This is a genomic window from Lysinibacillus sp. GbtcB16 (assembly GCF_019091145.1).
GTDB classification, from domain to species: Bacteria; Bacillota; Bacilli; order Bacillales_A; family Planococcaceae; genus Lysinibacillus; species Lysinibacillus fusiformis.
The window spans coordinates 44,363-67,293 of sequence record NZ_JAGXJV010000009.1 but is presented as its reverse complement, the minus strand read 5'-3'; the positions used below and the strand labels follow the sequence as shown (position 1 = coordinate 67,293).

Annotated in this window: 20 protein-coding genes and 1 riboswitch; of the genes, 12 read left to right on the top strand and 8 right to left on the bottom strand. The window is 37.6% G+C overall.

Features of this window, described 5'->3' with window-relative positions:
• Positions 1 to 30: 30 nt before the first annotated feature.
• Entirely contained in the window at positions 31 to 5,115 is a 5,085-nt protein-coding gene (locus KVT27_RS20305) for a DUF4132 domain-containing protein (RefSeq protein ID WP_217581833.1), read from the bottom strand.
• Positions 5,116 to 5,128: 13 nt separating this feature from the next.
• A complete protein-coding gene (locus KVT27_RS20300; protein ID WP_150906790.1) occupies positions 5,129 to 5,548 on the bottom strand; it encodes a hypothetical protein in 420 nt (139 codons plus the stop codon).
• Between the two features lie 653 nt (positions 5,549 to 6,201).
• Between KVT27_RS20300 and KVT27_RS20295 the strand changes: the two genes are divergently transcribed.
• From KVT27_RS20295 to KVT27_RS20285, 3 genes are all read left to right on the top strand, one after another.
• On the top strand, positions 6,202 to 7,374 hold the full coding sequence (locus tag KVT27_RS20295; RefSeq protein ID WP_411814943.1) for a glycosyl hydrolase family 18 protein: 1,173 nt from the start codon (positions 6,202 to 6,204) through the stop codon (positions 7,372 to 7,374).
• Positions 7,375 to 7,500: 126 nt separating this feature from the next.
• Positions 7,501 to 9,714 carry a YcdB/YcdC domain-containing protein gene (locus tag KVT27_RS20290; protein ID WP_217581832.1) on the top strand — a complete coding sequence of 738 codons (2,214 nt, stop codon included), beginning with the start codon at positions 7,501 to 7,503 and terminating at the stop codon, positions 9,712 to 9,714.
• Between the two features lie 107 nt (positions 9,715 to 9,821).
• Positions 9,822 to 10,286 carry a YusW family protein gene (locus KVT27_RS20285; RefSeq protein ID WP_008176953.1) on the top strand — a complete coding sequence of 155 codons (465 nt, stop codon included), beginning with the start codon at positions 9,822 to 9,824 and terminating at the stop codon, positions 10,284 to 10,286.
• A 53-nt stretch (positions 10,287 to 10,339) separates the two neighbouring features.
• Here the strand turns inward: KVT27_RS20285 and KVT27_RS20280 are convergent, their stop codons facing one another.
• Positions 10,340 to 12,325 (bottom strand): catalase, encoded by a 1,986-nt coding sequence (locus KVT27_RS20280; RefSeq protein ID WP_217581831.1) that lies wholly within the window; start codon positions 12,323 to 12,325, stop codon positions 10,340 to 10,342.
• 172 nt (positions 12,326 to 12,497) lie between these two features.
• Between KVT27_RS20280 and KVT27_RS20275 the strand changes: the two genes are divergently transcribed.
• From KVT27_RS20275 to KVT27_RS20250, 6 genes are all read left to right on the top strand, one after another.
• Entirely contained in the window at positions 12,498 to 12,932 is a 435-nt protein-coding gene (locus KVT27_RS20275; RefSeq protein ID WP_008176948.1) for a MarR family winged helix-turn-helix transcriptional regulator, read from the top strand.
• A 51-nt stretch (positions 12,933 to 12,983) separates the two neighbouring features.
• Positions 12,984 to 13,967 carry a ring-cleaving dioxygenase gene (locus KVT27_RS20270; RefSeq protein ID WP_217581830.1) on the top strand — a complete coding sequence of 328 codons (984 nt, stop codon included), beginning with the start codon at positions 12,984 to 12,986 and terminating at the stop codon, positions 13,965 to 13,967.
• 68 nt (positions 13,968 to 14,035) lie between these two features.
• The gene (locus KVT27_RS20265) at positions 14,036 to 14,653 is read left to right on the top strand and encodes a nitroreductase family protein (RefSeq protein WP_036120895.1); all 618 of its coding nucleotides are present in this window, start codon (positions 14,036 to 14,038) and stop codon (positions 14,651 to 14,653) included.
• Between the two features lie 63 nt (positions 14,654 to 14,716).
• Positions 14,717 to 15,259 carry an NADPH-dependent FMN reductase gene (locus tag KVT27_RS20260; protein WP_025117582.1) on the top strand — a complete coding sequence of 181 codons (543 nt, stop codon included), beginning with the start codon at positions 14,717 to 14,719 and terminating at the stop codon, positions 15,257 to 15,259.
• 129 nt (positions 15,260 to 15,388) lie between these two features.
• A complete protein-coding gene (locus tag KVT27_RS20255; RefSeq protein WP_217581829.1) occupies positions 15,389 to 16,789 on the top strand; it encodes a sensor histidine kinase in 1,401 nt (466 codons plus the stop codon).
• A complete protein-coding gene (locus KVT27_RS20250) occupies positions 16,761 to 17,462 on the top strand; it encodes a response regulator transcription factor (protein ID WP_036145779.1) in 702 nt (233 codons plus the stop codon). Before KVT27_RS20255 ends, KVT27_RS20250 begins: the two co-directional genes overlap by 29 nt.
• 41 nt (positions 17,463 to 17,503) lie before the next feature.
• On the opposite strand, the gene KVT27_RS20245 is transcribed toward KVT27_RS20250, so the two are convergent.
• Positions 17,504 to 18,088 carry a YdhK family protein gene (locus KVT27_RS20245; RefSeq protein ID WP_217581828.1) on the bottom strand — a complete coding sequence of 195 codons (585 nt, stop codon included), beginning with the start codon at positions 18,086 to 18,088 and terminating at the stop codon, positions 17,504 to 17,506.
• 116 nt (positions 18,089 to 18,204) lie between these two features.
• Positions 18,205 to 18,801, bottom strand: a complete 597-nt coding sequence (locus tag KVT27_RS20240) for a biotin transporter BioY (RefSeq protein WP_217581827.1) — start codon at positions 18,799 to 18,801, stop codon at positions 18,205 to 18,207.
• 154 nt (positions 18,802 to 18,955) lie between these two features.
• Positions 18,956 to 19,146: riboswitch (cobalamin riboswitch) on the top strand.
• Between the two features lie 196 nt (positions 19,147 to 19,342).
• Between KVT27_RS20240 and KVT27_RS20235 the strand changes: the two genes are divergently transcribed.
• Both KVT27_RS20235 and KVT27_RS20230 read left to right on the top strand, forming a co-directional pair.
• Positions 19,343 to 20,389 (top strand): FecCD family ABC transporter permease, encoded by a 1,047-nt coding sequence (locus KVT27_RS20235; protein WP_036145771.1) that lies wholly within the window; start codon positions 19,343 to 19,345, stop codon positions 20,387 to 20,389.
• 5 nt (positions 20,390 to 20,394) lie between these two features.
• Positions 20,395 to 21,186 (top strand): ABC transporter ATP-binding protein, encoded by a 792-nt coding sequence (locus tag KVT27_RS20230; protein WP_036145769.1) that lies wholly within the window; start codon positions 20,395 to 20,397, stop codon positions 21,184 to 21,186.
• Positions 21,187 to 21,263: 77 nt separating this feature from the next.
• On the opposite strand, the gene KVT27_RS20225 is transcribed toward KVT27_RS20230, so the two are convergent.
• From KVT27_RS20225 to KVT27_RS20215, 3 genes are all read right to left on the bottom strand, one after another.
• Positions 21,264 to 21,578, bottom strand: coding sequence for a DMT family transporter (locus KVT27_RS20225; protein WP_036145762.1), 315 nt, complete (start codon positions 21,576 to 21,578; stop codon positions 21,264 to 21,266).
• The gene (locus KVT27_RS20220) at positions 21,578 to 21,931 is read right to left on the bottom strand and encodes a DMT family transporter (RefSeq protein WP_036120877.1); all 354 of its coding nucleotides are present in this window, start codon (positions 21,929 to 21,931) and stop codon (positions 21,578 to 21,580) included. The genes KVT27_RS20225 and KVT27_RS20220 overlap by 1 nt, the downstream gene beginning before the upstream one ends.
• A gap of 71 nt (positions 21,932 to 22,002) precedes the next feature.
• Positions 22,003 to 22,584, bottom strand: a complete 582-nt coding sequence (locus KVT27_RS20215; protein WP_036127390.1) for a TetR/AcrR family transcriptional regulator — start codon at positions 22,582 to 22,584, stop codon at positions 22,003 to 22,005.
• A gap of 142 nt (positions 22,585 to 22,726) precedes the next feature.
• Between KVT27_RS20215 and KVT27_RS20210 the strand changes: the two genes are divergently transcribed.
• On the top strand, positions 22,727 to 22,897 hold the full coding sequence (locus tag KVT27_RS20210; RefSeq protein WP_191967639.1) for a hypothetical protein: 171 nt from the start codon (positions 22,727 to 22,729) through the stop codon (positions 22,895 to 22,897).
• Positions 22,898 to 22,931: the final 34 nt, after the last annotated feature.

The window sequence follows — 22,931 nt, the reverse complement described above, 5'->3', positions numbered from 1 at the left end:
GTTTCGTCACCTGTTTTTGTTTTGTACCTTTTAATGCGTTTGTTCATAGCTACGAATATGAGCTAAAATGGCTGGGTCCTTCATTTTAGTATCTTCACTTAGCATTAAAAGCTTTGACATAATTTCAGCTGTTCGTGGATCATCATCCACCATAGGTAAGAATATGCGTCCACGATGCTGAGATGGGACTGCGACAATTGGTATCATCGAACCACCGACTTGATGGACCACGCCGCTGCCTAAATGCACGGAATAGCTTGCTAATTTACCTTCAATAAGGACATGTTGTTTCTTCACTTCTACGTTGGAAAGCTTTAATAATTTTGCCAATTCCTCAACGATAATAGTCCTCATTTCAACAGTAGAATGACTGGCCTCAGGGTCGACACCACCAACATGGGCAACGCTGACCACGAGGTCCATATCCCGCATAACCTCAGAGAAGATTGCAGTTGGAATATCATCTAAGACGATATCTTTTCCTGTTAAACGATCGTAGAAATAAATACCTTCAACTGCAGGTGCTTCGATTTCTGCTGGAGTAAACCAGTCTGCCTGCGCATACAAGGATGCCACTATATTTTCTTTGTAATACACCTTACGAGGTCCAGTTTCATAACTAATTTGCCAGCCTCGTGTTTTTAGCAAGGCTACTGTTTGAGATGGATTGACTTGATGTCCCGCATAACGCAATGATTGTTTTAAACCTTTTTCGTCTGCATTTATAAGATATAGCTCACGGAACACTTGTTTAAATGGCTGTTGTATTTTGTGTTGGAACATATAGGCCTGCCATTGTCTCCATTGACCACTTTCAAGAAGATGGTAAGGGTGAGCAATCATTAAGGGTGTTGTCGGAGCAAGCTTCACGACATTACCTGATAGTACCTGTAAACCCTCTGGTGTAATCATCCCAACATGCTCGCCGCTAATAAAGACAAGCTTTTGTAAAAGCGGAGCAAGAATCGGGTGAGCTAACAAATTAATTAGCTCTTCCGCTGAAAACTTGGTTTCTAATGTCATTGCTTGCTCTAGTGCTGGACGTGCACGTTTATATTGTTCTTGTAAATCTTTACGAGCTTCTTGAAGAGTAACAACGTCAGCATGCTTTTTTAAAGCAGCAGGTATGTTTTTTAGACGTTTACCATCTTTTTCAACGATTATTGTAACAGCGGCATCTTCTTCAATTTGTAAGTGCGCTGTTATTTGTTCGATAGGCTGTGCTTTAAATAAATGCTGAATATCGTTAAAGGCTGATAATTCCATTCGCCATATGAAGCGAGTAGCTTCTCCGTCCCCAGCGTTGCGGGCTAAATTTTCTAGTGCAATACTAGCTGCTCGTGATTCACTTGCCCTACGTTGAGCTCCAAATTGTTTACTTTCCTTTAAAAACTGTTGAATAAATTGGTAACGATGTAGAGCATCTTTGTCATCTGTTGTTTTTAACGGAATAAGTCCAAGTGCACGCAGTTTATCTTTATTGCGCTTTTCCTGAATTTCTTTCATTAATGGCTTTGGACTAAGTGTGCCAATGGCTGTATCTGCATAAAGCTGAGCACGACGGTGGTTAGCTCCTTCTGAAGCGTATTTCGCCGCATCATATACAAGTTTAAACTTCTTTGAGCCCAGTGTTTGATAAGCACTTTGGAACCATGCTAAATCAAAGGCGCCATCACGAAAATCTTCTGCCGTTATGCTGGAGAAGAGGGCAATTTGATCTTTGGCAAAGTCTGATAAAGAATCTGTAGTATGGGCAATAAAATACCAAGCAGATTCCTTTAGTCCTTCCCAGCCAATCACCTCGCTGACAAGGTCAATCCAATGCTGGTTATACATCATAGCTTCAATTAAACGCTCTTTAGAAATATCTGTTTTTTGCCATGCTTCTTTTAACTGCTGTGCGGTTTCTTCTTTTTGAGGATAGCAGCTAGTTAAAAGGCGAGAGAAGACATCTTTTTTCGTCTCTGCCTGCCATATATATCCTCGTGAAAGCTTTTCACCATCAAGTGCCTGTAAAATTTGCAGGAAATAATCGATTCCTTCAAAGTAAGAAATACTACTAGCAAGCTTGGTAACAGTTGTAGGAGTATCGCCACGCTTTAGCTCGATAGCTAAGATGCGGTCGATCGCTTGATTACGAATGGCAAGGAAATCAGCTAAGTCTTCAAATGATTGATAGCGATCCAACAGTTTACTTGGTTCAGTAAATATTTCTGAGGCAAGAGTGTTCGTAAAAATAGCTTCATATAAATGGTCTTGCGTCAATAAGCCAACTTTAAATGCATCTAAATATTGGAATAACGATAGATCGTAGAGACTTGGGCTATAATTTTCTTTTTGCATACGCTTTGTTAGTTCTTCATTGATGGCAAGCATTTTAGCATAGCCTTCATAAGTTGCATAATTAGATAGTCGATCGACAAATGCATCAATAATATCTAAGTCGACAATTGTAGAGGTAGATTGATAGTAGTAATAGCCTTTATCTCTTACTTCTACTCGCCACTGATCCGCAGGGATTTGATGTAATAGCTGAAGCACAATACCGGTTGCCTGTTCAAAGCTATTAAATGCTGGTGCATGCTGTTCTAGTAATGAAACTGCTTCTTTATGCAATAGTGTCTCTCCTGAGATATTTTTGATATCTTGCGACAAAACGGAAAAGATTTGCTGAAGCGTATAGTGATATTTCAACGAGTTAAATTGGGCAACATATTTTTTTATTCCTTCATATTGAAAGAAAGGTTTTATAAGAATATGGGCTGCTTCAGAAAGGTCATGAGCAGCAGGATATTCTGATAAATGATTATAAAAGTTGAAATAAGCTAAGTCTTCACCGCTAAAGGATGATGATTTAATCCACTGAACAATGGCTTCTGGTATAGGATAAACATCTAGACTGGCATTTCGCTGACTGTCTGTTTTAGAGGCCAAGATACTGTATTTTTGCCCTAAAGTAGTCGTCATTTTAGCGTCATTCCATTGATAAGTTTCATATTCAAAATTAGCATATTCATCAAGTATTTGAATAAGTTGTTCTAGCTTGGAGAGAAGCTTATCTAAATCATATTGAAAGAATTTTTCAATAGGTGTAGGTTTTTGTATATATAAAGATACAAGCTGTTGCCAAGGTTCTTCACCATTCATTTTGATCGCGCTATTGGCAATGCGATCGTATGGAATAGGAGCATGTGGTGTATATAAACCATAGCCATTGCTTTCGTTATATTCGGGTACATCTCTTGCTACTAATTGTTCTAATAGTACTTGTTCATTTTTTGTTATCTTTGGTAATAGGGAGCATAATGTCGTAATTTGCTCGCTCGATAAATTGTAGTCCTTAGATGCTTCTAACAATAATTCAAGACCACCAAGCCTCTTTAGCTGCTTACTGTCTTTTATTAATCGTTCAGCACTTTCCAATACATGATCCTGTGGTTGAATTTTCAAGAGTGAAATAGCTTCTTTCCGCAGAGCCCCAGATTTATTGGCTAAAAGATCCTCGATTTTTGCTATTTCTTCTTTGGTTGGTGTCAATGCATGTATTTTCTTTAATGCAAGGGAACGATTGATAGAGCTTCGATCTCGTAATGAATTGAATAGAAATTCACGCTGTCCTTGTGTGATTGGATCCAGACAATAAATGTTCAATAAGCCGATCCTACTTGATGGTGGATAAGCATCTGCCTGCGCGATGATTCGTTGGAATAACTCTTCATCTTGTAGATGATACGCAAGTACAATTTGTGTTGAAATTAAGTCTTCGAATGACAAGTGAACAAAGACAAAGGATAGAGGCTTGCCTGTAATGGATAACCCATCTTTGGTCATTTCATTTTTTGCCCATTCAAGCTGTTCAAATAATGCATATTCTATGCCCTGTAGCTGTGTATTGTCTTTCATGAAGCTTTGAAGTGTTTTATCCCATTCATTATCTCTTGCATATTCACTATTGATATAGTGGTTGGCATGAAGGAAATTATCCCATGCAAATGCAAAAATTTCGATATCCTTCGTTGTTACAATTAATTCCTTTACGAAAGGCGCTGTAAAGGATATTTTTGATAGGTTTTTCAAAAAAGCTAGCGTTGTAAGCTGAATATGCTTGTCTCGCTGTAAGAGATCGGCCAACAGCACATCTAGCTTCGTATAATCTTTTGTCGAAGTCGCCCATAATGCGACGTAAATATCAATGGTCCGTTCACTTTTTAGCAACTGTTCAGTGAAATGGTCATCTTCCATCGCTTGGATGGCTAAGGACAAAACTTCCTCCGTTATTTTTTGATTTTCGAAGCTACTATAGCCAAGCCCCATCCATGTATCGACCGCTCGTATAACAGAGGAGAACCTTGTTAGTTGGTGCTCCTGAATAAGTTTCATCATGTAAAGCTGTGCATCTAGATTCCCGTGGTCAATATTTTCTACAATTGCTTGTCGAAGCCCTTCTTGACGTGCAGCCGCTACTAATAATTTTCCAAGCGCTTCGTGCATCCGACTATTGCTTGATTTAAAAATGCCACGAATGAGTGGATGACCGAAAAAGCTACTGCGGTGCTCATCAAATAAAATACTCTCTACTTTATCTTCAATGAGTGGATTTTCTATGGATAATTCTTCAGCAAGCAATTGCTCAAATACATGAAAGCCCATTACTTTTTCATTTTCGTTTTTCAATACATAGGAGCTATAGTTCGGGTAGGTACCATGCTCATATTGGCTATGGTGAGCTAGTAAATCCTCCAGACTAATTTCTTCAAATGTCAGCATTTCTTCTATTAATTGTAGACATTGAAAAAGATGATCTTGTACGGGTTGTGCTGAACGAAATGATCGACGTAACATATCAGTTTGGAATATCGTAGCATCAAAACGTAAAGCTAGTTTCTTAATGTGGAGCGCGCGTTCCTGTGAAGAAAATAATATAAGCACTTCTAATAATGGTCCGCTAAATAGCTCCTCTAGTGATTGAACATGCTGTTCTGTAATAAGCTTTTCAATATCGTAATCACGATTGTCCATATACTTTAATAATGCGGCTGCTAATGGCTGTATTGTTGACGGTGCGGTGTCAACTATACTTTGAAAATGTATTTTTTGTTCATGTGATAGTGTCATGAGACATTCCTCCTTACCAAATTCGTCCTGCAAGCATGGTTAATCTAATAAATGTAAAAACATCGTCTTCCTGTACAGTTAGTGGCGAGTTAAGCGAATCTAGAGACTCCTCATTGTGAAGTACTAAGAAAAGCTCATCTTGAAAAGCCTGAAGCATTGTAGAGACAGCTTGGTCTACTGGCTGGAATGAATCACTTTTTTTCTCTCCAAAATGGACTTTGCCATGCTGAGCCGCATCATCTAATTGCTGATCGGTTAAATAGAGATGGAGTGGCGTATCAACCATTTTCTCGTTATATTGTTGTACCTGTTGTGAGACAAGTTTAATAAGTAAATCTTGTAAATTTATGACAGGTTCTTCGATGAAAAATGGAATCTGTTGAAGCTTACGTGATTTCTTACCGATTACTTTTTGTTGGTAAAATAAACGCAATCTAACACCTCCTTACAATAATTTCATTATACAAGAGTGATAACTATGAAAAGAATAAGGCATCCGACGCTAGTTGCATAATTATTTTTGGGAAATGTGTAACAAAAAATAGCATGTTACGGATTATTAGTAAGGTAGAAAGAGGGGGTAGGCTTGCTTAAAGATCTGTTGAAAATAGAACGTTTGTACGATTATTTTTATAGGGGTATGTATCAATTTGCGCTCTATAATATAAATACTATGGAAAGCAGAGGATATTACACAAGAAAATTTTTCAGGCTACTTCTACTATATAGAGAGTAATAGAAAGTGAACGCTTGTGTGGAAAATATAACGAAATGATGATGCTAAAACTATTATAAAGGATCTTTTATTCGCCAAATCTATAAAGCTGGAAGATTAGAAAATAAACCACGGTAACATCCTTTGCTACTTTGATGAATGGATTTTTATGTGGTTTCTAGAAAGACATTATTTCTTTTCTTATCTCATAAACTTTATAGGTATGATTTATCAAGCTAGAAGGAGGCAAGATCATTCAAATACATGTTGTACGGGCTGGCGAGTCTTTATGGGGTATTGCGCAGGCGTATGGGACTACGGTTCAAAGTATTGTAGATGCCAATCAAATTCCAGACCCAAATCGTTTAGTTGTGGGGCAAGCTCTTGTGATACCTATTGTTGGTAGCTTTTATTATGTACAGCCAGGAGATAGTTTATGGTCAATTGGACAACGCTTCGGTATTAACTATGTAACACTTGCGCAAGTCAACGGTATTAACCCAAATCAACCATTAGCTGTTGGGATGAGATTATATATTCCGCAACCACCAAGAACAAGAGCAGAAACATTAGCATACTTAGAGCCAAGAGGTACTTCGGTTAGTGAGGTACTTTTAAATCAAGCTAAGGAAGCGGGTCCCTATTTAACATATTTAGCTTTATTTAGTTATGAAGCCAGACGGGATGGCACCTTACGGATACCGCCTAGTCAAGGTGTAACTCAAATTGCGGATGATACTGGGGCTTCCTTGGCAATGGTCGTTACGAATCTGGAGAATTTCAGTTTTAGTGGAGATCTGGCGAGAGATATTTTTCAAAGTACAGCTGTTCAGGATTTACTCTTTGATAATATTCTTGCGGAGGCTAGAAAGCTAGAGGACGTTAAGGATATCCATTTTGATTTTGAAAATTTACCAGGTGATCAACGAGAAGCCTATAACAATTTTTTAAGAAAAGCGGTGGAGAAATTCCATGCTCAAGGATACACGGTATCTACTGCTTTAGCTCCAAAAACAAGTGCAAGTGATCGAGGTCCATGGACTGCGGGGCATGATTATAGGGCACATGGTGAGATAGTGGACTTCGTTTTATTAATGACCTATGAATGGGGTTATTCTGCGGGACCCCCAATGGCCGTTTCCCCACTTCCTGAAGTGGAGGCCGTTGTCAAGTATGCGGTGAGTGAAATACCTGCCAGCAAAATTATGCTAGGACAAAATTTATATGGTTATGATTGGACATTACCATTTGTACAAGGGGGTCCATTTGCTGAAGCATTGAGTCCTCAACGAGCTATTGAGATTGCCAAACGTTATAATGCGGCAATTCAATATGATTGGAGAGCACAAGCTCCTTTTTTTGAATACTATGATGAACAGGGTAGAGCGCATATTGTATGGTTTGAAGATGCAAGATCCATTCAAGCTAAATTTAATCTAGTCAAACAATATAATCTTCGTGGTATTGGCTATTGGAAATTAGGATTACCTTTCCCTCAAAATTGGGTATTAATTGGTGCTAATTTTGATGTGGTGAAGAAATGACACGAGGCAGAAGAATAGGGTGTACCCATTGTATTTTCTTCTAATTTGGAAATTATCTGTAAAAATGTTTCTAAATATCGGAAACTATATTATAATTATGGCAAATAGTATTTTAGGAGGGATATTTTGGGTAAATTTAAAAAGTTAGGAATAATTCTAACGTCAACAGCATTTTCTGTTGGTATTTTAGCACCAATATCGCAAGCATCAGCAAATGTAAAGGAATCATCGGAGCGTATTGAAATTCAGGTAGCTTCAACTGAAACAAAAATTACAAAAAATATGCTAATAAAAAAGCTACGATCACTATTCCCGGAAGAGTTCAAATTTGTAGCGGATCAAGACTTTAATTCTGGACCTGGACACTTCTATAGAGATGATACAACGGTTCGATATGAACTAAATTTCTATAAAACAATTAAAGGTAAAGACGTACATGGTAGCTTTGTATTTAAGGGCGATGATTTAGAATTAGAAAGCTTTTATTATCAGCCTGCAAATATAGCAGAGGCAATCTATCCAGCAAAGTATTCAGAGAATGAGGCACAAAAAATTGCACAAAAATTCCTGGGTAAATTTGCAAATGCGAATAATTACAAACTTCGTGAGGATTCTAACGAATATGGTTTTAATATGACGAGACCGTTATCAGAACCGATTACTTACTCCTATGTCTATTCACCAATTTATAATGGGGTTCTTATTGGAGATCAAAGTATTACTATTAATGTTCTGGCAAATGGTGAAGTTACGGGGATGTCTAGTAATGCAGAGTCTATTAGTAAAGCTTCCTTTGATAGTTTAGATCAAAAAAAGAAAGAGGAGGATATGCTGGCACAAGTTCGTGATAATTTAGCTGTCGAACTTCGTTATTATATTGATTATGACTACAGATCTGATCAACGTAATGTGAAGCTTGTTTATGCACCTGCCACAGGGTTCAATGGTGTACATGCTCTAAATGGGCAATGGCAGACAGCAAATGGTTTCACTGAACAATTGCCGAAGACAAAGAGCATTGAAAAAATTTCAGCACAACCTTTACCACCAAGAAAGAACGGTATGACGGCAACTGAGGCTGAAGAATTCGCGAAAAATTTCTTAAAAGTTGATGAGAGTAAAGCAAAGCTTACGATCGATTTAGTAGATGAAAGAGAAAATGACAATGGTGAGACGATCTACTCTGTTAACTATACGTATATGTATGGCAATGGTGGATCTGGTAGCTCTTTAGAAATTAATAAGGCGACAGGTGAACTAGTTCAGTATCATGACCTATCGAGAGATTTTTTAATAAATAACAAAGGAAACGCAATTTCTAAGGACGCTGCATTGAAGAAGGCAACTGATTATTTGAAGGAATGGGCACCTTCATATTTACATGAATATTCAATGCCAATCGAGGATGCCGTATTCGATCAATATAGTAAGGAATATTACTTCACCTTCCCACGCATTATGAATGGTATTGCAGTTGTAGGGGATGGCTTACATGTAGGGATTGGCTCTGATGGATCTTTACGCTCACTAAGTGTATATAAGCAAAAGATAGATAACTGGCAGCCTATTAATAATGTAATATCCGCTGACAAAGCAAAAGAAGCTTATAGCAAAGCACTTACATTGCAACTGCAATATGTAAAACAAGATTCAGAGAGTAAACTCCATTACGATTTAGTGTATGCACCTACTTACAATGGAAGTTTATTTAATCAAATTGATGCTATTTCTGGTGACTGGTTAACGAATGTAGATGACTCGAAAGAGAAGCCCGTTATTTCTCATCCAACAGCTGCCAAAGAGTTAAACTATTTATTTAACCAAAATGTGTTAGATGTAAAAGATATAGCAAACTTTAATGCGGACGCTGCTGTAACAAAAGGAGAAGCATTGAAAATTTTATTGCACTCCTTAACTTACGGGTACTATGGCATTGGGGATGGGGAAAAGCAATCCTTCAACAATATTGATAAAAAACATCCTCTCTATGGGGTAGTGGAGCAAGCTGTTAAAATGGGCATCATTCAGCCTGCTAATCAATTTGCATTAGATGCTACTCTAACTCGCCAAGAGTTCGCAGAGTGGTCAATCAAACTATTACAATTAGACAATGTTGCTAAATATAAAGATATTTATAAATTAAACTTTGCTGATGCATCTTCAATTGATCCAGCGTATACAGGCTATATTGCTTTAGCAAATGGTATGGGTCTAATTGATGCACAGCAAAATAACTTTAATGCTACGAAGAGTGTGTCATATGCTGATTTGGCTGTCTCGACAGTCCGTTTAGCAAAGGCTATTCAAGAAAATAAAGTTGATCGCAATTTCTATTATTAGTTGTATGTTATGAAAAGGGCATTTCCTCATTTGAGGAGATGTCCTTTTTTTGGTTAGTTTATAGCAGAAAGGGGAAATAATATGAAAAGAAGGGAGTGTACAATTGGATGAAATTAAAATTATTATTAGCGATTTCTTTCGTAATGGTTATCCTTTATGGCTGTAATAAAGATGAGGTAAAGGATGTGCCTACAAATGCGCCAGCAGATCAGAATGCTTCACAACAGACTGGTGATACGCCTACAGACCAAGTGACATTCAATTTTTTAGAGTTTTCATTGGATGTTGATTATTCTGCAACGGAGTCATACGAGGTAGAGTATGAAAATAAAAAATCAGGAATCTCAGCGAAGTTACAGGATGATCGACAAAATGTAAAGTTACAAGGTGATGAAGCCTATACAAAACTAGAGCCGTTATTTAAGCAGTTAAATTTTGATTCTACCACTCCAAATGATGAAGTGATTGATCAAGTAATTAAAGTTTTTAATATTGAAGATAACTATCAGTCCATTGAAGTCGAAGTAGAGTTTATGGACGGAAACGAAAAGGAATTTAAACGACTACCTTAAAAATGAGACAAGCCAGCTAAACAAGCGTTAGCTGGCTTTTACATGCATAAACGTTAACGTTCCCAATGTCGATACTTTGAAAGGAGTTGAATAAAAGAAGTTAAGTTATTGGCAACCCCATTTTTATTGGCGATATGCGGTAAAATCGATACATTTTTAGCAAGGCCAATTGTTTTAAAGTGCTGGTAGGCTTCTTCAATAAATTGCTCTGCTTTAATTTGTTGATGGGAATCATGGTAGGAACCAGTTACATAAATTCCATCATAAAGTACGGAAGAAGCAGTGGCAAAAGTTTCATGAATTTCAAAGCCATTTAGTAAGCCCTGTTTTGTACTAATTAATTCTACTACTATATTTTTGCTCAAAAGTGTAGCAATCAGGTCATTTAGGTTTTCCTCCGTATTTTCTGCTACAATCACGGCTACTTTAAAAGTATTGACACTTTCTACAGCATTCAAGATTTGGCTAACCGCAGGGGAGGTTTGCATAGTATGAGGGACCTCTACTTGTACGGGAGGTACAATACCAATATTATCTGCAATTGCTGTTGCAAGTGTATGGCTGACATGGGCAAACATATCTACAACTTGTTTTCGAATGGCTTTATTTTTTACTTTACCAAGCTCAAAGCTAAAGGCATTGATGATATGTTCCTTTTCAATATCGGTCATACTCAACCAAAATAACCTAGCTTGTGTAAAATGGTCTTTGAAACTTTCACTGCGTGCGCGTACTTTATGACCCTCTACTTTTTCCTCATAATGTGTATAGCCACCTTCTGCCTCGGGGACGGGGTATGGTGTGTTATCAGCTAAGGAATTTTTATGGTAGCTAACTTGCCCAACATTAATCGTTTGTCGACCATAGCCATCTCGCTGATTATTATGGAAAGGACAGATAGGTTTATTAATAGGGAGCTCATGAAAGTTTGGGCCTCCGAGTCTTATTAACTGTGTATCTGTATAAGAAAATAAGCGGCCTTGTAATAAAGGGTCATTTGAGAAGTCAATGCCAGGTACAACATGCCCTACATGAAATGCAGCTTGTTCTGTTTCAGCAAAGAAGTTGTCCACATTTTTATTAAGCGTCATTTTGCCAAGAATACGAACAGGAACCTCTTCCTCGGGCCATATTTTTGTAGCATCGAGAATGTCGAAACTAAATTTAAATTCATCTTCAAGCGGAATAAGCTGCACCCCAAGCTCCCATTCTGGATAATCACCATGTTCGATGGAATCCCATAAATCTCTGCGGTGGAAATCAGGATCTTTACCAGCTATGATCTGTGCCTCATCCCATACTAACGATTTAACACCAAGAACTGGCTTCCAATGAAACTTAACAAAGTGGGATTTTCCTTCGGCATTGATGAAACGATAGGTATTCACACCGAAACCCTCCATCATGCGGTAGCTTCGTGGAATCGATCTATCCGACATATGCCACATAACCATATGGGCAGACTCCTGATTGTTCGCAATAAAATCCCAAAATGTATCATGGGCACTTTGAGCTTGAGGAATTTCGTTATTTGGCTCGGGCTTTACTGCGTGTACGAAATCGGGGAATTTAATAGCGTCTTGTATAAAAAATACCGGAATATTATTCCCGACCAAATCATAGTTACCTTCCTGTGTATAAAATTTTGTAGCGAAGCCACGTGCGTCACGGACAGTATCGGCTGAGCCTCTTGAGCCTGCAACGGTAGAGAAACGAACAAAGACTGGTGTTTTAGTTCCTTTACCATTTAAAAATTGTGCTTTTGTAATGTCACTTGCACATTCATAGGTTTCAAAAATCCCATGTGCTGCCGATCCACGTGCATGCACTACTCTTTCGGGGATACGTTCATGATCAAAGTGCGTCATTTTTTCACGAAAATGAAAATCCTCTAGTAAAGTAGGACCTCGATCACCAGCTTTTAAAGAATGTTCATCCTCTGATATTTTTAGTCCTTGATTGGTTGTGTGTGGTTGGTTTTTATCACTTACTCGGAATGCTTCTAATTGTTGTTGTTTTTGATTGATTTCTTTTTTCATATATAGAATCCTCCTTTATAAGTTACAACTACCTTCTACCCGCAGAGGATGTTCACAAACATTTTCAGCTAATGAGTAACATACGAAACAAAATGATTGCCGATTAAAAATGGATATGTTATTATTATCTCGAATTAAAGATAATTAAATTCGAAATAAGTGAGGGAGTCGTATGAAGGAAGACAATCGTAACTTAAAAGCATTTACGGTCTTGTTCCGAGCATATCAAACGATTCAGGAAGCAACCAAAAGGGATTTACTTCAATTTGACTTAAATCAAACTGAATTTTCGGTCCTTGAATTTCTGTATCATCGTGGCGAGCAGCCCATTCAAGTGATCGGTAAAAGAATATTAATTGCAAGCAGTAGTATTACGTATGTAATTGATAAGCTTGAACAAAAAGGCTATGTATATCGCAAATCATGCCCTAGAGATCGACGTGTCACTTATGTATTGCTTACAAATGAGGGACAGACCCTAATGGAAGAGATTTTCCCTAAGCATGAACAAAAAATAAATGAGATATTTCAAGTATTGGGACCTCAGGAGCTGGATACAATGATTTTGTCCCTAAAAAAGGTTGGCAAAAATGCGAATGAACAGTAAAAAAATTTTAAATAATTATCTCGATTTCGAGATAATGGGAGGAGAATTTTTATGAATCATTTAAAAGGTGTACACCATGTAACAGCTATTACAAGCAGTGCTGAAGAAAATTATAAATTCTTTACCTATGTATTAGGAATGCGCTTAGTGAAGAAAACAGTCAATCAGGATGACATTCAAACATACCATTTATTCTTTGCGGATGATAAAGGGAGTGCTGGTACAGATATGACGTTTTTTGATTTCCCTAACATTCCAAAAGGTGTACATGGTACAAATGAAATTTCAAAGACTTCCTTTCGTGTGCCAACAGATGCTTCTTTAGACTATTGGGAAAAGCGCTTTGACCGATTACATGTAAAACATACAGGGATAAAAGAACAGTTTGGTAAAAAAATACTATCATTTGTAGATTTTGATGATCAGCAGTATCAACTTATTTCTGATGAGCATGATACAGGTATCGCATCAGGTACGCCATGGCAGGATGGACCTATCCCACTTGAATTTGCTATTACAGGTTTAGGGCCAGTATTTGTTCGTGTAGCTGATTTTAATTACTTTAAAGATGTATTAGAAAAAGTAATGCTATTTACAGAGATTGGGGAGGACGGACATTTCCACCTATTTGAAGTTGGCGAGGGTGGCAATGGAGCGCAAGTGATTGTAGAACACAATACTGTGTTACCAGTAGCTCGCCAAGGATTTGGTACGGTTCACCATGCGGCCTTTCGTGTAGAGGATCGTGCAATATTAGATGAATGGACTGCACGTTTTGAAAGCTTTGGTTTCCATACCTCTGGCTATGTAAATCGTCATTTCTTTGAATCCTTATATGCACGTGTAGCGCCACAAATTTTATTTGAGTTAGCAACAGATGGGCCAGGTTTTATGGGAGATGAACCGTACGAAACGTTAGGAGAAAAACTTTCATTACCACCATTCCTAGAACCAAAACGTACACAAATTGAAGGACTTGTTCGCCCTATAGATACTGTAAGAAGTTCCATTACGTTCGATAAAGAATATGAGTAATATTTTTAATTCAGTAGAGAAATTTTTTCTCTACTGAATGGTTACATATTGAATTGGAGGTTTATTGAATGGAATTTTCCAAATTGATTGATAAGCGTCGCTCGGCGAACAATTTTTTAATGGACGTTAAAATGACTGAGGAAGATATACGCCCAATTTTAGAGGATGTCAAACTTGCTCCATCGGCCTTTAACTTACAGCATGCCAATTACATCGTTGTGTTGGATGAGGCTATGAAGGAAAAAGTAAGAGAAGCTGCATATGGTCAATATAAAGTGCATTCGGCTTCTGGGGTCATTCTTGTATTAGGTGATAAAAAAGCGTATAAAAATACGGCAGAACTAAGTCAAGGTATGGTCGATTTAGGGATTATCACAACGTATGAGTTAGAAGAAATAGTTGCTGAGAATACTCACTTTTATGAAGACCGCGGCGAGGAATTTATGAAAGATGAAGCGATTCGAAATGCATCTTTGTCAGCCATGTTATTTATGCTAGCAGCGAAAAATCGTGGCTGGGACACTTGTCCAATGATTGGCTTCGATAATCAAAAAATGCGTGAGCTTTTCAATGTACCAGAAGAGCAAGAGATAGCGCTCATGATTACAATTGGAAAAGAAAAAGAAAGCAGTCGTCGTTTACGTGGTTATCGTAAGCCAGTTGAAGAATTTGCCATTTATTATTAAAGTGGTATAAAATACAATAGTTATTTAAATACTAAGAATTATGTACATTTAGGAGGAAACATCGTGAAAGTAGTAGCCATCGTAGGGAGTATCCGTAAAGAATCTTATAATATGCAATTAGCTCAATTTATTGAAAAACGTTATACAGAGAAATTGGATCTAGAAGTGTTAAGTCTGAAGGATTTACCAATGTACAATCAAGATATCGAAAATGAAGCACCACAAGCAGTTCTTGATTTTAAAGCTAAGGTAAAGGCTGCAGATGCAGTGTTATGGGTAACACCAGAATATAATGGAACTGTTCCAGGTGTCATGGTTAATGCAATTGATTGGTTATCTCGTGTAGATAAAGTAATGATTGGCAAGCCATCTATTATTATGGGTGCATCAATGGGAAATCTAGGTACTGTAAAAGCACAATTACATCTACGTGATATTTTATTCTCACCAGGCATTAACTCACCATTATTAAGTGGCAATGATGTTTATATTGGTGCTGTGCATACAAAATTTGATGCAGAAGGTAATTTGACGGATGAAGGTACAGTGAAATTCTTGGATGTAGTCATCGATAACTTCTTAAACTGGGCAAAAAAATACATTTAAATTAAAAGCTAACCCATGAGTATATACTATACTTATGGGTCTTTTTCTGCTTGGATAGAGATTTTTTCTGCATGAAATCTTCATATTTTGCCGATATACTAGTAAGAAACTCTAAAATGGTGGTTACAGATGAGAAAATTATCACTAAAGCTAGGCATCATCTTTTTCATTACATTATTTTGTATTGAAACATTTATGATGTTTTTTTTACACGCCTCATTGACTAATTCTAGAGTGGAGGAAGAATTAGCAAGTTTGCAAGCGAGAGGAAACTCACATCGCACAATATTAGAACAGAACTTTAATAAGGAAACATTAGCACATGTCGTCTTGATGGAATCGGAAGAATCTACAGATGTAGTAGTGACAGATGCTGAGGGGACCATTTTAGCCTCCTCTCAACTGCATCCTGAAATGAAGAATCTGATAAAGAAATTAGATGGAACTATACCATACGAGGGAAAGATTCTACAAGATAACTGGCAACGGGCAAAAGCTATAGCTACTATTAGTCCTATGCAAAAAGAGCAGACAACGATTGGCTATGTCTTTATGTTTCAAAATACAGACTCGATTCATGCATTAATGAAACGCTTGAATAAACATTTCCTTATCGTGGGCATTGTTTCTGGCTTAGTCACCATTGCAGTCATCATTGTGTTATCTAGAAAGCTTGCCGAACCATTAATTCAGATGAAAGAGGCCACGTTGAAAATGAGTAAAGGGGACTTTACGGTCGCTCTTTCTACAAATGGCAAAGATGAGCTTGGGGATTTATCGAATGCCATTCAGCTACTATCAAATGAGTTAAATCATTTAAGACAGGAGCGCAAAGAGTTTTTATCCAGCATTGCCCATGAGCTTCGTACACCGATAACCTTTATTAAAGGTTATACCGATATTCTTTATAAACGCGATTTATCCGTGCAAGATCGACAAAAATACTTAGCTATTATATTGGAAGAGACGAATAGACTCTCACGACTAATAAAAGATTTATTTGATTTAGCTAAGATGGATGAAAACTCATTTGTTATTGAAAAAAAAAATCTAGATTTACAGGATTTTTTTACTGGTATTAAAGGGAAATTAAGTCCTGCTTTTCAAGAAAAAGATATCCACTTTGATGTGTGCTGTGAAAAGGGATTAACGTTATGGGCAGATGAGGCAAGATTAGAGCAAATAATAATTAATCTATTAAATAACGCATTGACCTATTGCGGACAGGGAGATACTACCACGGTAGATGTAAAGAAGGTCAATGGCGTAATAACGATCATAATTCGAGATACAGGAAGAGGGATTCCCAACAAGGATTTACCGTTTATTTTTGAGCGCTTTTACCGCGTAGAAAAATCTAGAAGTCGTGCATTGGGTGGTTCTGGACTAGGGCTTGCCATTGTCAAGGAACTCGTACATGCTCATGGGGGAGAAGTGACGGTTAAAAGTAAACTAAATAAAGGGACCGTTTTTGAATTATCGTTTAAAGGAGTAGTAGCGGATGAAAACCATTTTATGCATAGACGATGAACCAAGAATGTTAGATTTATTGACTCTTTACTTAGAGCCCAGTTTTCAATGTAGAGCAATGTCTTCCATTCAAGATGCGCTCATTTATCTAGAGGAAGAGCATGTGGATTTAGTTCTTTTGGATATTATGATGCCAGAGATGGATGGATTTCAAGTGTGTGAAGAAATCAGGAAGTTTTGGCATGTGCCTATCATCATGCTTACGGCTAAAGGAGAGCATTCAGATATTGTAAAAGGTTTAAACATGGGGGCAGATGATTATATAGTAAAGCCTTTTGATGAGGAAGAGCTATTAGCACGTATACATGCTGTATTAAGGAGAACCAAGATAGAAGACAAGGTGGTTGTCTTTGAGGGGTTACGCTTAGATAAAGAATCCTTTGAATTATATTATCAACAAGAGGCAATCCCATTAACACCAAAAGAATTTTCCATGATGTCCTTATTTCTAGATTATCAAAATAAAGTGTTTTCTAGAGAACATCTTATTAACACAGTTTGGGGTTATCATGTATCCATTGAGGATCGCACTATCGATTCCCATGTCCGTAATTTACGAGAAAAATTAAGGAAAAGTGGATTTCCTGCTGATGATTACTTGCAAACCGTTTGGGGAATCGGCTATAAATGGCAGAAGTTTGCGGATCGCAAGACTTTAGAACATAAAAACTAAAAAACAACCTCTGCCAAATATACTGGGAGAGGTTGTTCAGATTATTGCGCTGTTAACTCATCTTCTGTTACCCATTTATGATTTTTCACTGCTTCACCATTAGTGGTTGAAATGTAATCAATCATATAAACTGTGGTTGGTACAGCTTCTTCAATGCGGACGGTTGCGTTTTTCATGCCTTCCATATGAGTAGCAGTCGTTTTTACCTCTGTACCAGGGGATAGTGGTGCTTCCCCTATATCCATTAATTCTTCATGGATAATCCATTTATGATTCTCTACACGTTTGCCACCTGATGTTGGATCATAAGAAATGATATAGGCTGTAGTTTTATAGGCACCAACAATTGTCGCTTCGGCACCCTTCATACCCTCCATATGCCCATCTGTCATCATAGCGGTACTTCCAACCGGAAATGCTGGATCTTCAGCTTTTCTTAATGTAGCCGGTACTTCTGCTGAGCTAGAATGGTTCATTGTGGAGTGATCCATTTCTGTTTGTTGCTCAGTCTCAGGAGTATAGTCTGAAGTTGATGAAGGCTCCGTTTTATCTTCAGAGCAAGCGGATAAAGTAAGTAAAGCAACTGCTGATAATAGTCCACCTGACCATCTTCGCTTGAATATCATATGAGATCCTCCTTTCTATTTGCCCTTACTGTAACAAACAAATATGCAGAAAAGATGGACATTCATTATTACAAAAAACTTCTTTAGTCTATTGACTAAAGAAGTGGATGGAAGCGTTATTGAATGGGCATGATTTTCAATGTTTTTTGTAGTCGGTACGCTAACATACCAGCGAAAATAGCTAAAATAATATCTTTTGGGAGTGGGGGAATCATCCAGAGCCATACTAATCCATAGGAAAAATCCTCTGGCGCACTGGCCCATAGTTTATACGCAATAAACATCCAGTTTGTACCTACTAAATAATTGATAGCAGTTGCGATGAATGCAGCTAGCATAAAGCTTTTCTTTGTACCACTTCGCTCTACCATTAAACCGGCAACATATGCTGCTAAAATAAAGGTGATAATGAATCCAAATGTAGGACTTAATAGTTGACTGAACCCTCCACCAAAGCGAGCAAAGACAGGTGCTCCTGCTAATCCAATACACATATAGACAGTGCAGGCAAGCGCTCCCCTCCTACTACCCAAAATAAGTCCAGCTAAAATGGCAAAAAAGGTTTGTAGAGTAATCGGCACTCCTCCCACTGTCATAAAGGGCACAAAGGAAGTTATATTGGCACCGATCATCAAGAGGGTAGAAAATAATCCAATATATGCAATATCTACAGTCTTTAATTTTGGATGGCTTTGTTCGGATACTGTTGACATGACCTCACCTCTAATTTCAAAGTATTTATCGTTAGTGTAAAAAACAAAAACAAATGTGTCAACTTTATTATAAGTATTGGTTAACTCAATCGTGTTGGAAATTCCTTGTAGACTAACTATCTATAAAACTGTATGATAGAATCGTCATAATTTTTTAACTTTACATACTATTGGTGTGACATTTTAAACAATGTCGCTTAAAAGGGAAGTCGGTGGAAGTCCGACGCTGTCCCGCAACTGTAACGAGGAGTCCTATCATGTTTATTTGCCACTGTTAAAAATGGGAAGGCTATTTATAGGATGATGAATCGAAGTCAGGAGACCTGCCAATAAGTAATACCTGTAATGCCCACGAGGATGCAAGCAATTACGGACAATAGCTGGATTTTCTGACTTTGTTTATTCGAGGGTATTTTTGTGCGTATTTTTGCATGAAATGCCCTTTTTTTATTGAGTGTCAACTGAAGTAAGATCATCTGACCTACATTATGCGAACGTATATTTAATTGCTTCATTCATCATCTTAGTAGGAGTTTAATGAATGAATAAAAAATTTATGTTATTTTCTTTAGTGCTTCTTTTCGTATTAATTGTATCCATGACATTTGCTGTAATGGTTGGATCTGTTTCGGTGACGCCATTATATGTATGGAAAGTAATTCTTTCGAAATTACCATTTATACAACACACTATAGAGCAAGATTGGAGTCGCTCACAGGAAATTATTATTTGGCAAATAAGAGTACCTCGCGTTATCCTTGCCGCTATTGTAGGAGCGGGTTTAGCCATTGCAGGGGCAGCGATTCAGGCACTTGTACGAAATTCCATTGCGGATCCATATATTTTAGGAATTTCTTCAGGAGCAGCAGTTGGAGCAACTTCAGTAATTATTTTAGGTGCTTTTTCATTTTTAGGTATCTACGCACTTTCTGTATCAGCCTTTATAGGGTCTTTGCTCGCAATTGGTTTAGTGTTTTTCTTATCGCGCGTAGGTGGCCGTGTCTCGATTTTTCGCTTGCTATTGGCAGGGATGGCAGTTTCCTTTATATTAACGGCCATTTCTAATTTTATATTAATGATGTCAAAGCAAGAGGGTGCTTTAAAGGCTGTTATGTTTTGGATGTTAGGCAGCTTAGCGGGAGCAAAATGGAATAATATTATTATTCCAGCCTCCATCTTTTTCATTGTGTTTGGGCTTTTATGGCTATTCTATCGAAATTTAAATTTGCTATTACTTGGGGAAGAGGCAGCAGTAACATTAGGGGTGAATCTTCAACAATTTCGCATACAGCTCATTTTACTTGTCTCACTTTTAACGGGGGTACTTGTAGCAGTGAGCGGTTCTATCGGATTTGTGGGATTAATTATTCCGCATATAGTACGATTAATTGTCGGTTCTAACTATAAATATGTAATACCGGTCAGTGCTTTATTAGGAGGGATTTTCTTAGTTTGGGCAGATGCATTAGCTCGAATTATTATTGCTCCACAGGAAATGCCAATTGGTATTATTACAGCCTTTTGTGGGGGACCGTTTTTCATTTGGTTACTCCGTCGTAATAATTATTCTTTCGGTGAAGGAGATTAACTTCCATGACATTAGAAGCAAAACAAGTATCATTCTCCATTTACGATCAGCGAATACTTCATGAGGTAAGTGTAAAAATAAAGGAAAAGCAATTTGTCGGGTTAATTGGCCCCAATGGTAGTGGGAAGTCGACATTGCTTAAAAATATGTATCGTCTCCTAAAGCCTGAAAGTGGGACAGTCTTGTTAAATGAACAAGATATTTTAAAGCAATCTAGTAAATCCATTGCTAAAAATTTAGCCGTTGTTAGTCAAGAAACACCCGTATTATTTGACTTTACTGTTCATGATTTAGTCAGTATGGGAAGGACTCCACATAAAAAGCTATTAGAGCTTGATCAGGAGCAAGATTTTCAAATTGTAAAAGATGCTTTGAAGCAAACGGGCATATTGCACCTAGCGAAACGAAGCTTTAGCTCACTTTCCGGTGGGGAGAAGAAGCGTGTTATGGTGGCAAGAGCACTCGCTCAGCAAGCACAGATACTTATATTAGATGAACCAACAAATCATTTAGATATTCAACATCAACTTCAACTGATGGATTTAATTCAAACTTTGCATCTAACAGTAGTAGCCGCTCTCCATGACTTGAATATCGCCGCCATGTACTGTGACCAAATTTATGTTTTACAGCGCGGACGCATTGTTTGCCATGGTACACCAGAAGAAGTACTTACACCATCATTGTTGCGAGAAGTATTTGGAGTATTTGCTGATATTCAAACACATTCACTGACGGGTAAGCCGTATCTTACATACGTCCCTGAACAATTTGCAAGAGGGAGCAACCTTATTTAGTTTGCCACGATCATTCAACACCATCTAATAAAAAAGGGCGCCATTTCATCTAAGAGGGCGCCCTTTGTCATCTACTATTAAGATACCGCTTTTAAACCTGCAACTCCAATGATAATTGCAATGATGCTGATGATTCGTGCAAAGTTTTTAGATTCCCCAAAGAACATAATATTGACCAGCACGGCACCTACAGTTCCAATACCAACCCAAACAACATAGGCGATGCTTAGTTGTAAATAGCTGAAGGAGGCATATAAAAGTGCAAAAGATAAACCAAAGCCTCCGACGTATAATAATAAATTTCGTACGGTTTTATGTTGACTATAAAAGCGTAATCCAATGACACCGACTATTTCCGCCACTGCTGCTAATATAACGAATATCCAGCCCATTATGCATCCACTCCTTTTGTCGTACTAGGACCCTTCGATGGATTATCCGCCAATTTTAGGCCAATAACGCCCAATACTAAAATAACCATGAATATCCCTTTAATCGCATTAAAATCACCATTGAAAATAAAAATATCCATTAATGTCGTACCGATTGCACCTGCTCCAGCGAAAATTGCGTAGACAGTACCTGTAGGGAGTTTTTCACAAGCCTTCGATAAGAAGTGAAAATCAACAGCGATAATAGATACAATAATGATCCAATGCCACCATGCATTTGCTACATTAAAACCGAATATCCAAAACAATTCAAATAAACTTGTTAGTCCAACATACATCCATTCTTTTTGCATAAATAAATTCCTTCCGTAGTAGAATATTATGACTGACATTCAGTCATTTTTTAGATAAAAGAGAACGCCACTTATGCGTGACGTAGGCCAAGTGCATGATATAAAAAGTCTAGAAGCTCAAGCTTAAGCTGCTGCATGGTTTCATCCTTGCTATCGTCAAACAAATAAATTTGTTCGGCAGCAGATTCGATTAGACCAATGATAAGCTTGGCTGATCGCGATGGATTAATGGAATCTCGAATGACTCCTTGTTGCTGAGCCGTTAATAAAAAATTACTCATCCAAGCATAGTAGGGAGAATAGATATTTTCCCACTCTTTCAAATGCTCAGTTTGTGCAATACCCGCATAAATAAGTGCAACGATATCCCCATATTCTTTCGTAATTAAGAAAATCATCTCCACCACTTCTTCAAGCTGCTGTTCAAAGGGCTTATGATCTGAAACACCTTCTTCGACAGTAGCCATAATGCGCTCTACCATATTTTTGGCAATAGCAGGCATAACCGAAAGACGCGATGGGAAATAAAGATAAAATGTTCCTTGTGCAATACCAGCTGCCTTTACGATATCTGAAACTTTTGTTTTTTCAATACCTTTTTCTCGAAATACTTCAAGGGCTGCTTGAATAATCTTTTCTTCCTTTGACATGATATCCCTCACTTTTGCCTTACTTATTAGTATGTTACAGGAGAGAAAAATGAATGTCAATAAAAAATGACTGATAGTCAGTCATTTCCGGCGAGTATAGTTGTTTTAATTTCAGGGAACTTTATGTTTGAAAGGATTGATGACAATGGATAACATTAAATTTGCACAATTAGATTCGCAGCAACTTGCGAAAATTAATGAACTGGAGAAAAAAATGGGTGTCACATTAGTTGCCTACGATTCATCATCTATGCCACCAAATAACTCTGGGGTTTTTGAGGAAAATAATAGCACAAGCAATAATCATCCATCATAATAAATGTGAAATGCCTTGCAGTCATGTAAGGTAT

What these genes read in the sequence shown, in the direction of transcription:
- KVT27_RS20255 (WP_217581829.1), top strand. Translation starts at nt 15,389, where the DNA reads ATGAGAAAATTATCACTAAAGCTAGGCATCATCTTTTTCATTACATTA.
- KVT27_RS20265 (WP_036120895.1), top strand. Translation starts at nt 14,036, where the DNA reads ATGGAATTTTCCAAATTGATTGATAAGCGTCGCTCGGCGAACAATTTT.
- KVT27_RS20245 (WP_217581828.1), bottom strand. Translation starts at nt 18,088, where the DNA reads ATGATATTCAAGCGAAGATGGTCAGGTGGACTATTATCAGCAGTTGCT.
- KVT27_RS20280 (WP_217581831.1), bottom strand. Translation starts at nt 12,325, where the DNA reads ATGAAAAAAGAAATCAATCAAAAACAACAACAATTAGAAGCATTCCGA.
- KVT27_RS20285 (WP_008176953.1), top strand. Translation starts at nt 9,822, where the DNA reads ATGAAATTAAAATTATTATTAGCGATTTCTTTCGTAATGGTTATCCTT.
- KVT27_RS20250 (WP_036145779.1), top strand. Translation starts at nt 16,761, where the DNA reads ATGAAAACCATTTTATGCATAGACGATGAACCAAGAATGTTAGATTTA.
- KVT27_RS20240 (WP_217581827.1), bottom strand. Translation starts at nt 18,801, where the DNA reads ATGTCAACAGTATCCGAACAAAGCCATCCAAAATTAAAGACTGTAGAT.
- KVT27_RS20230 (WP_036145769.1), top strand. Translation starts at nt 20,395, where the DNA reads ATGACATTAGAAGCAAAACAAGTATCATTCTCCATTTACGATCAGCGA.
- KVT27_RS20220 (WP_036120877.1), bottom strand. Translation starts at nt 21,931, where the DNA reads ATGCAAAAAGAATGGATGTATGTTGGACTAACAAGTTTATTTGAATTG.
- KVT27_RS20225 (WP_036145762.1), bottom strand. Translation starts at nt 21,578, where the DNA reads ATGGGCTGGATATTCGTTATATTAGCAGCAGTGGCGGAAATAGTCGGT.
- KVT27_RS20275 (WP_008176948.1), top strand. Translation starts at nt 12,498, where the DNA reads ATGAAGGAAGACAATCGTAACTTAAAAGCATTTACGGTCTTGTTCCGA.
- KVT27_RS20305 (WP_217581833.1), bottom strand. Translation starts at nt 5,115, where the DNA reads ATGACACTATCACATGAACAAAAAATACATTTTCAAAGTATAGTTGAC.
- KVT27_RS20270 (WP_217581830.1), top strand. Translation starts at nt 12,984, where the DNA reads ATGAATCATTTAAAAGGTGTACACCATGTAACAGCTATTACAAGCAGT.
- KVT27_RS20235 (WP_036145771.1), top strand. Translation starts at nt 19,343, where the DNA reads ATGAATAAAAAATTTATGTTATTTTCTTTAGTGCTTCTTTTCGTATTA.
- KVT27_RS20210 (WP_191967639.1), top strand. Translation starts at nt 22,727, where the DNA reads ATGGATAACATTAAATTTGCACAATTAGATTCGCAGCAACTTGCGAAA.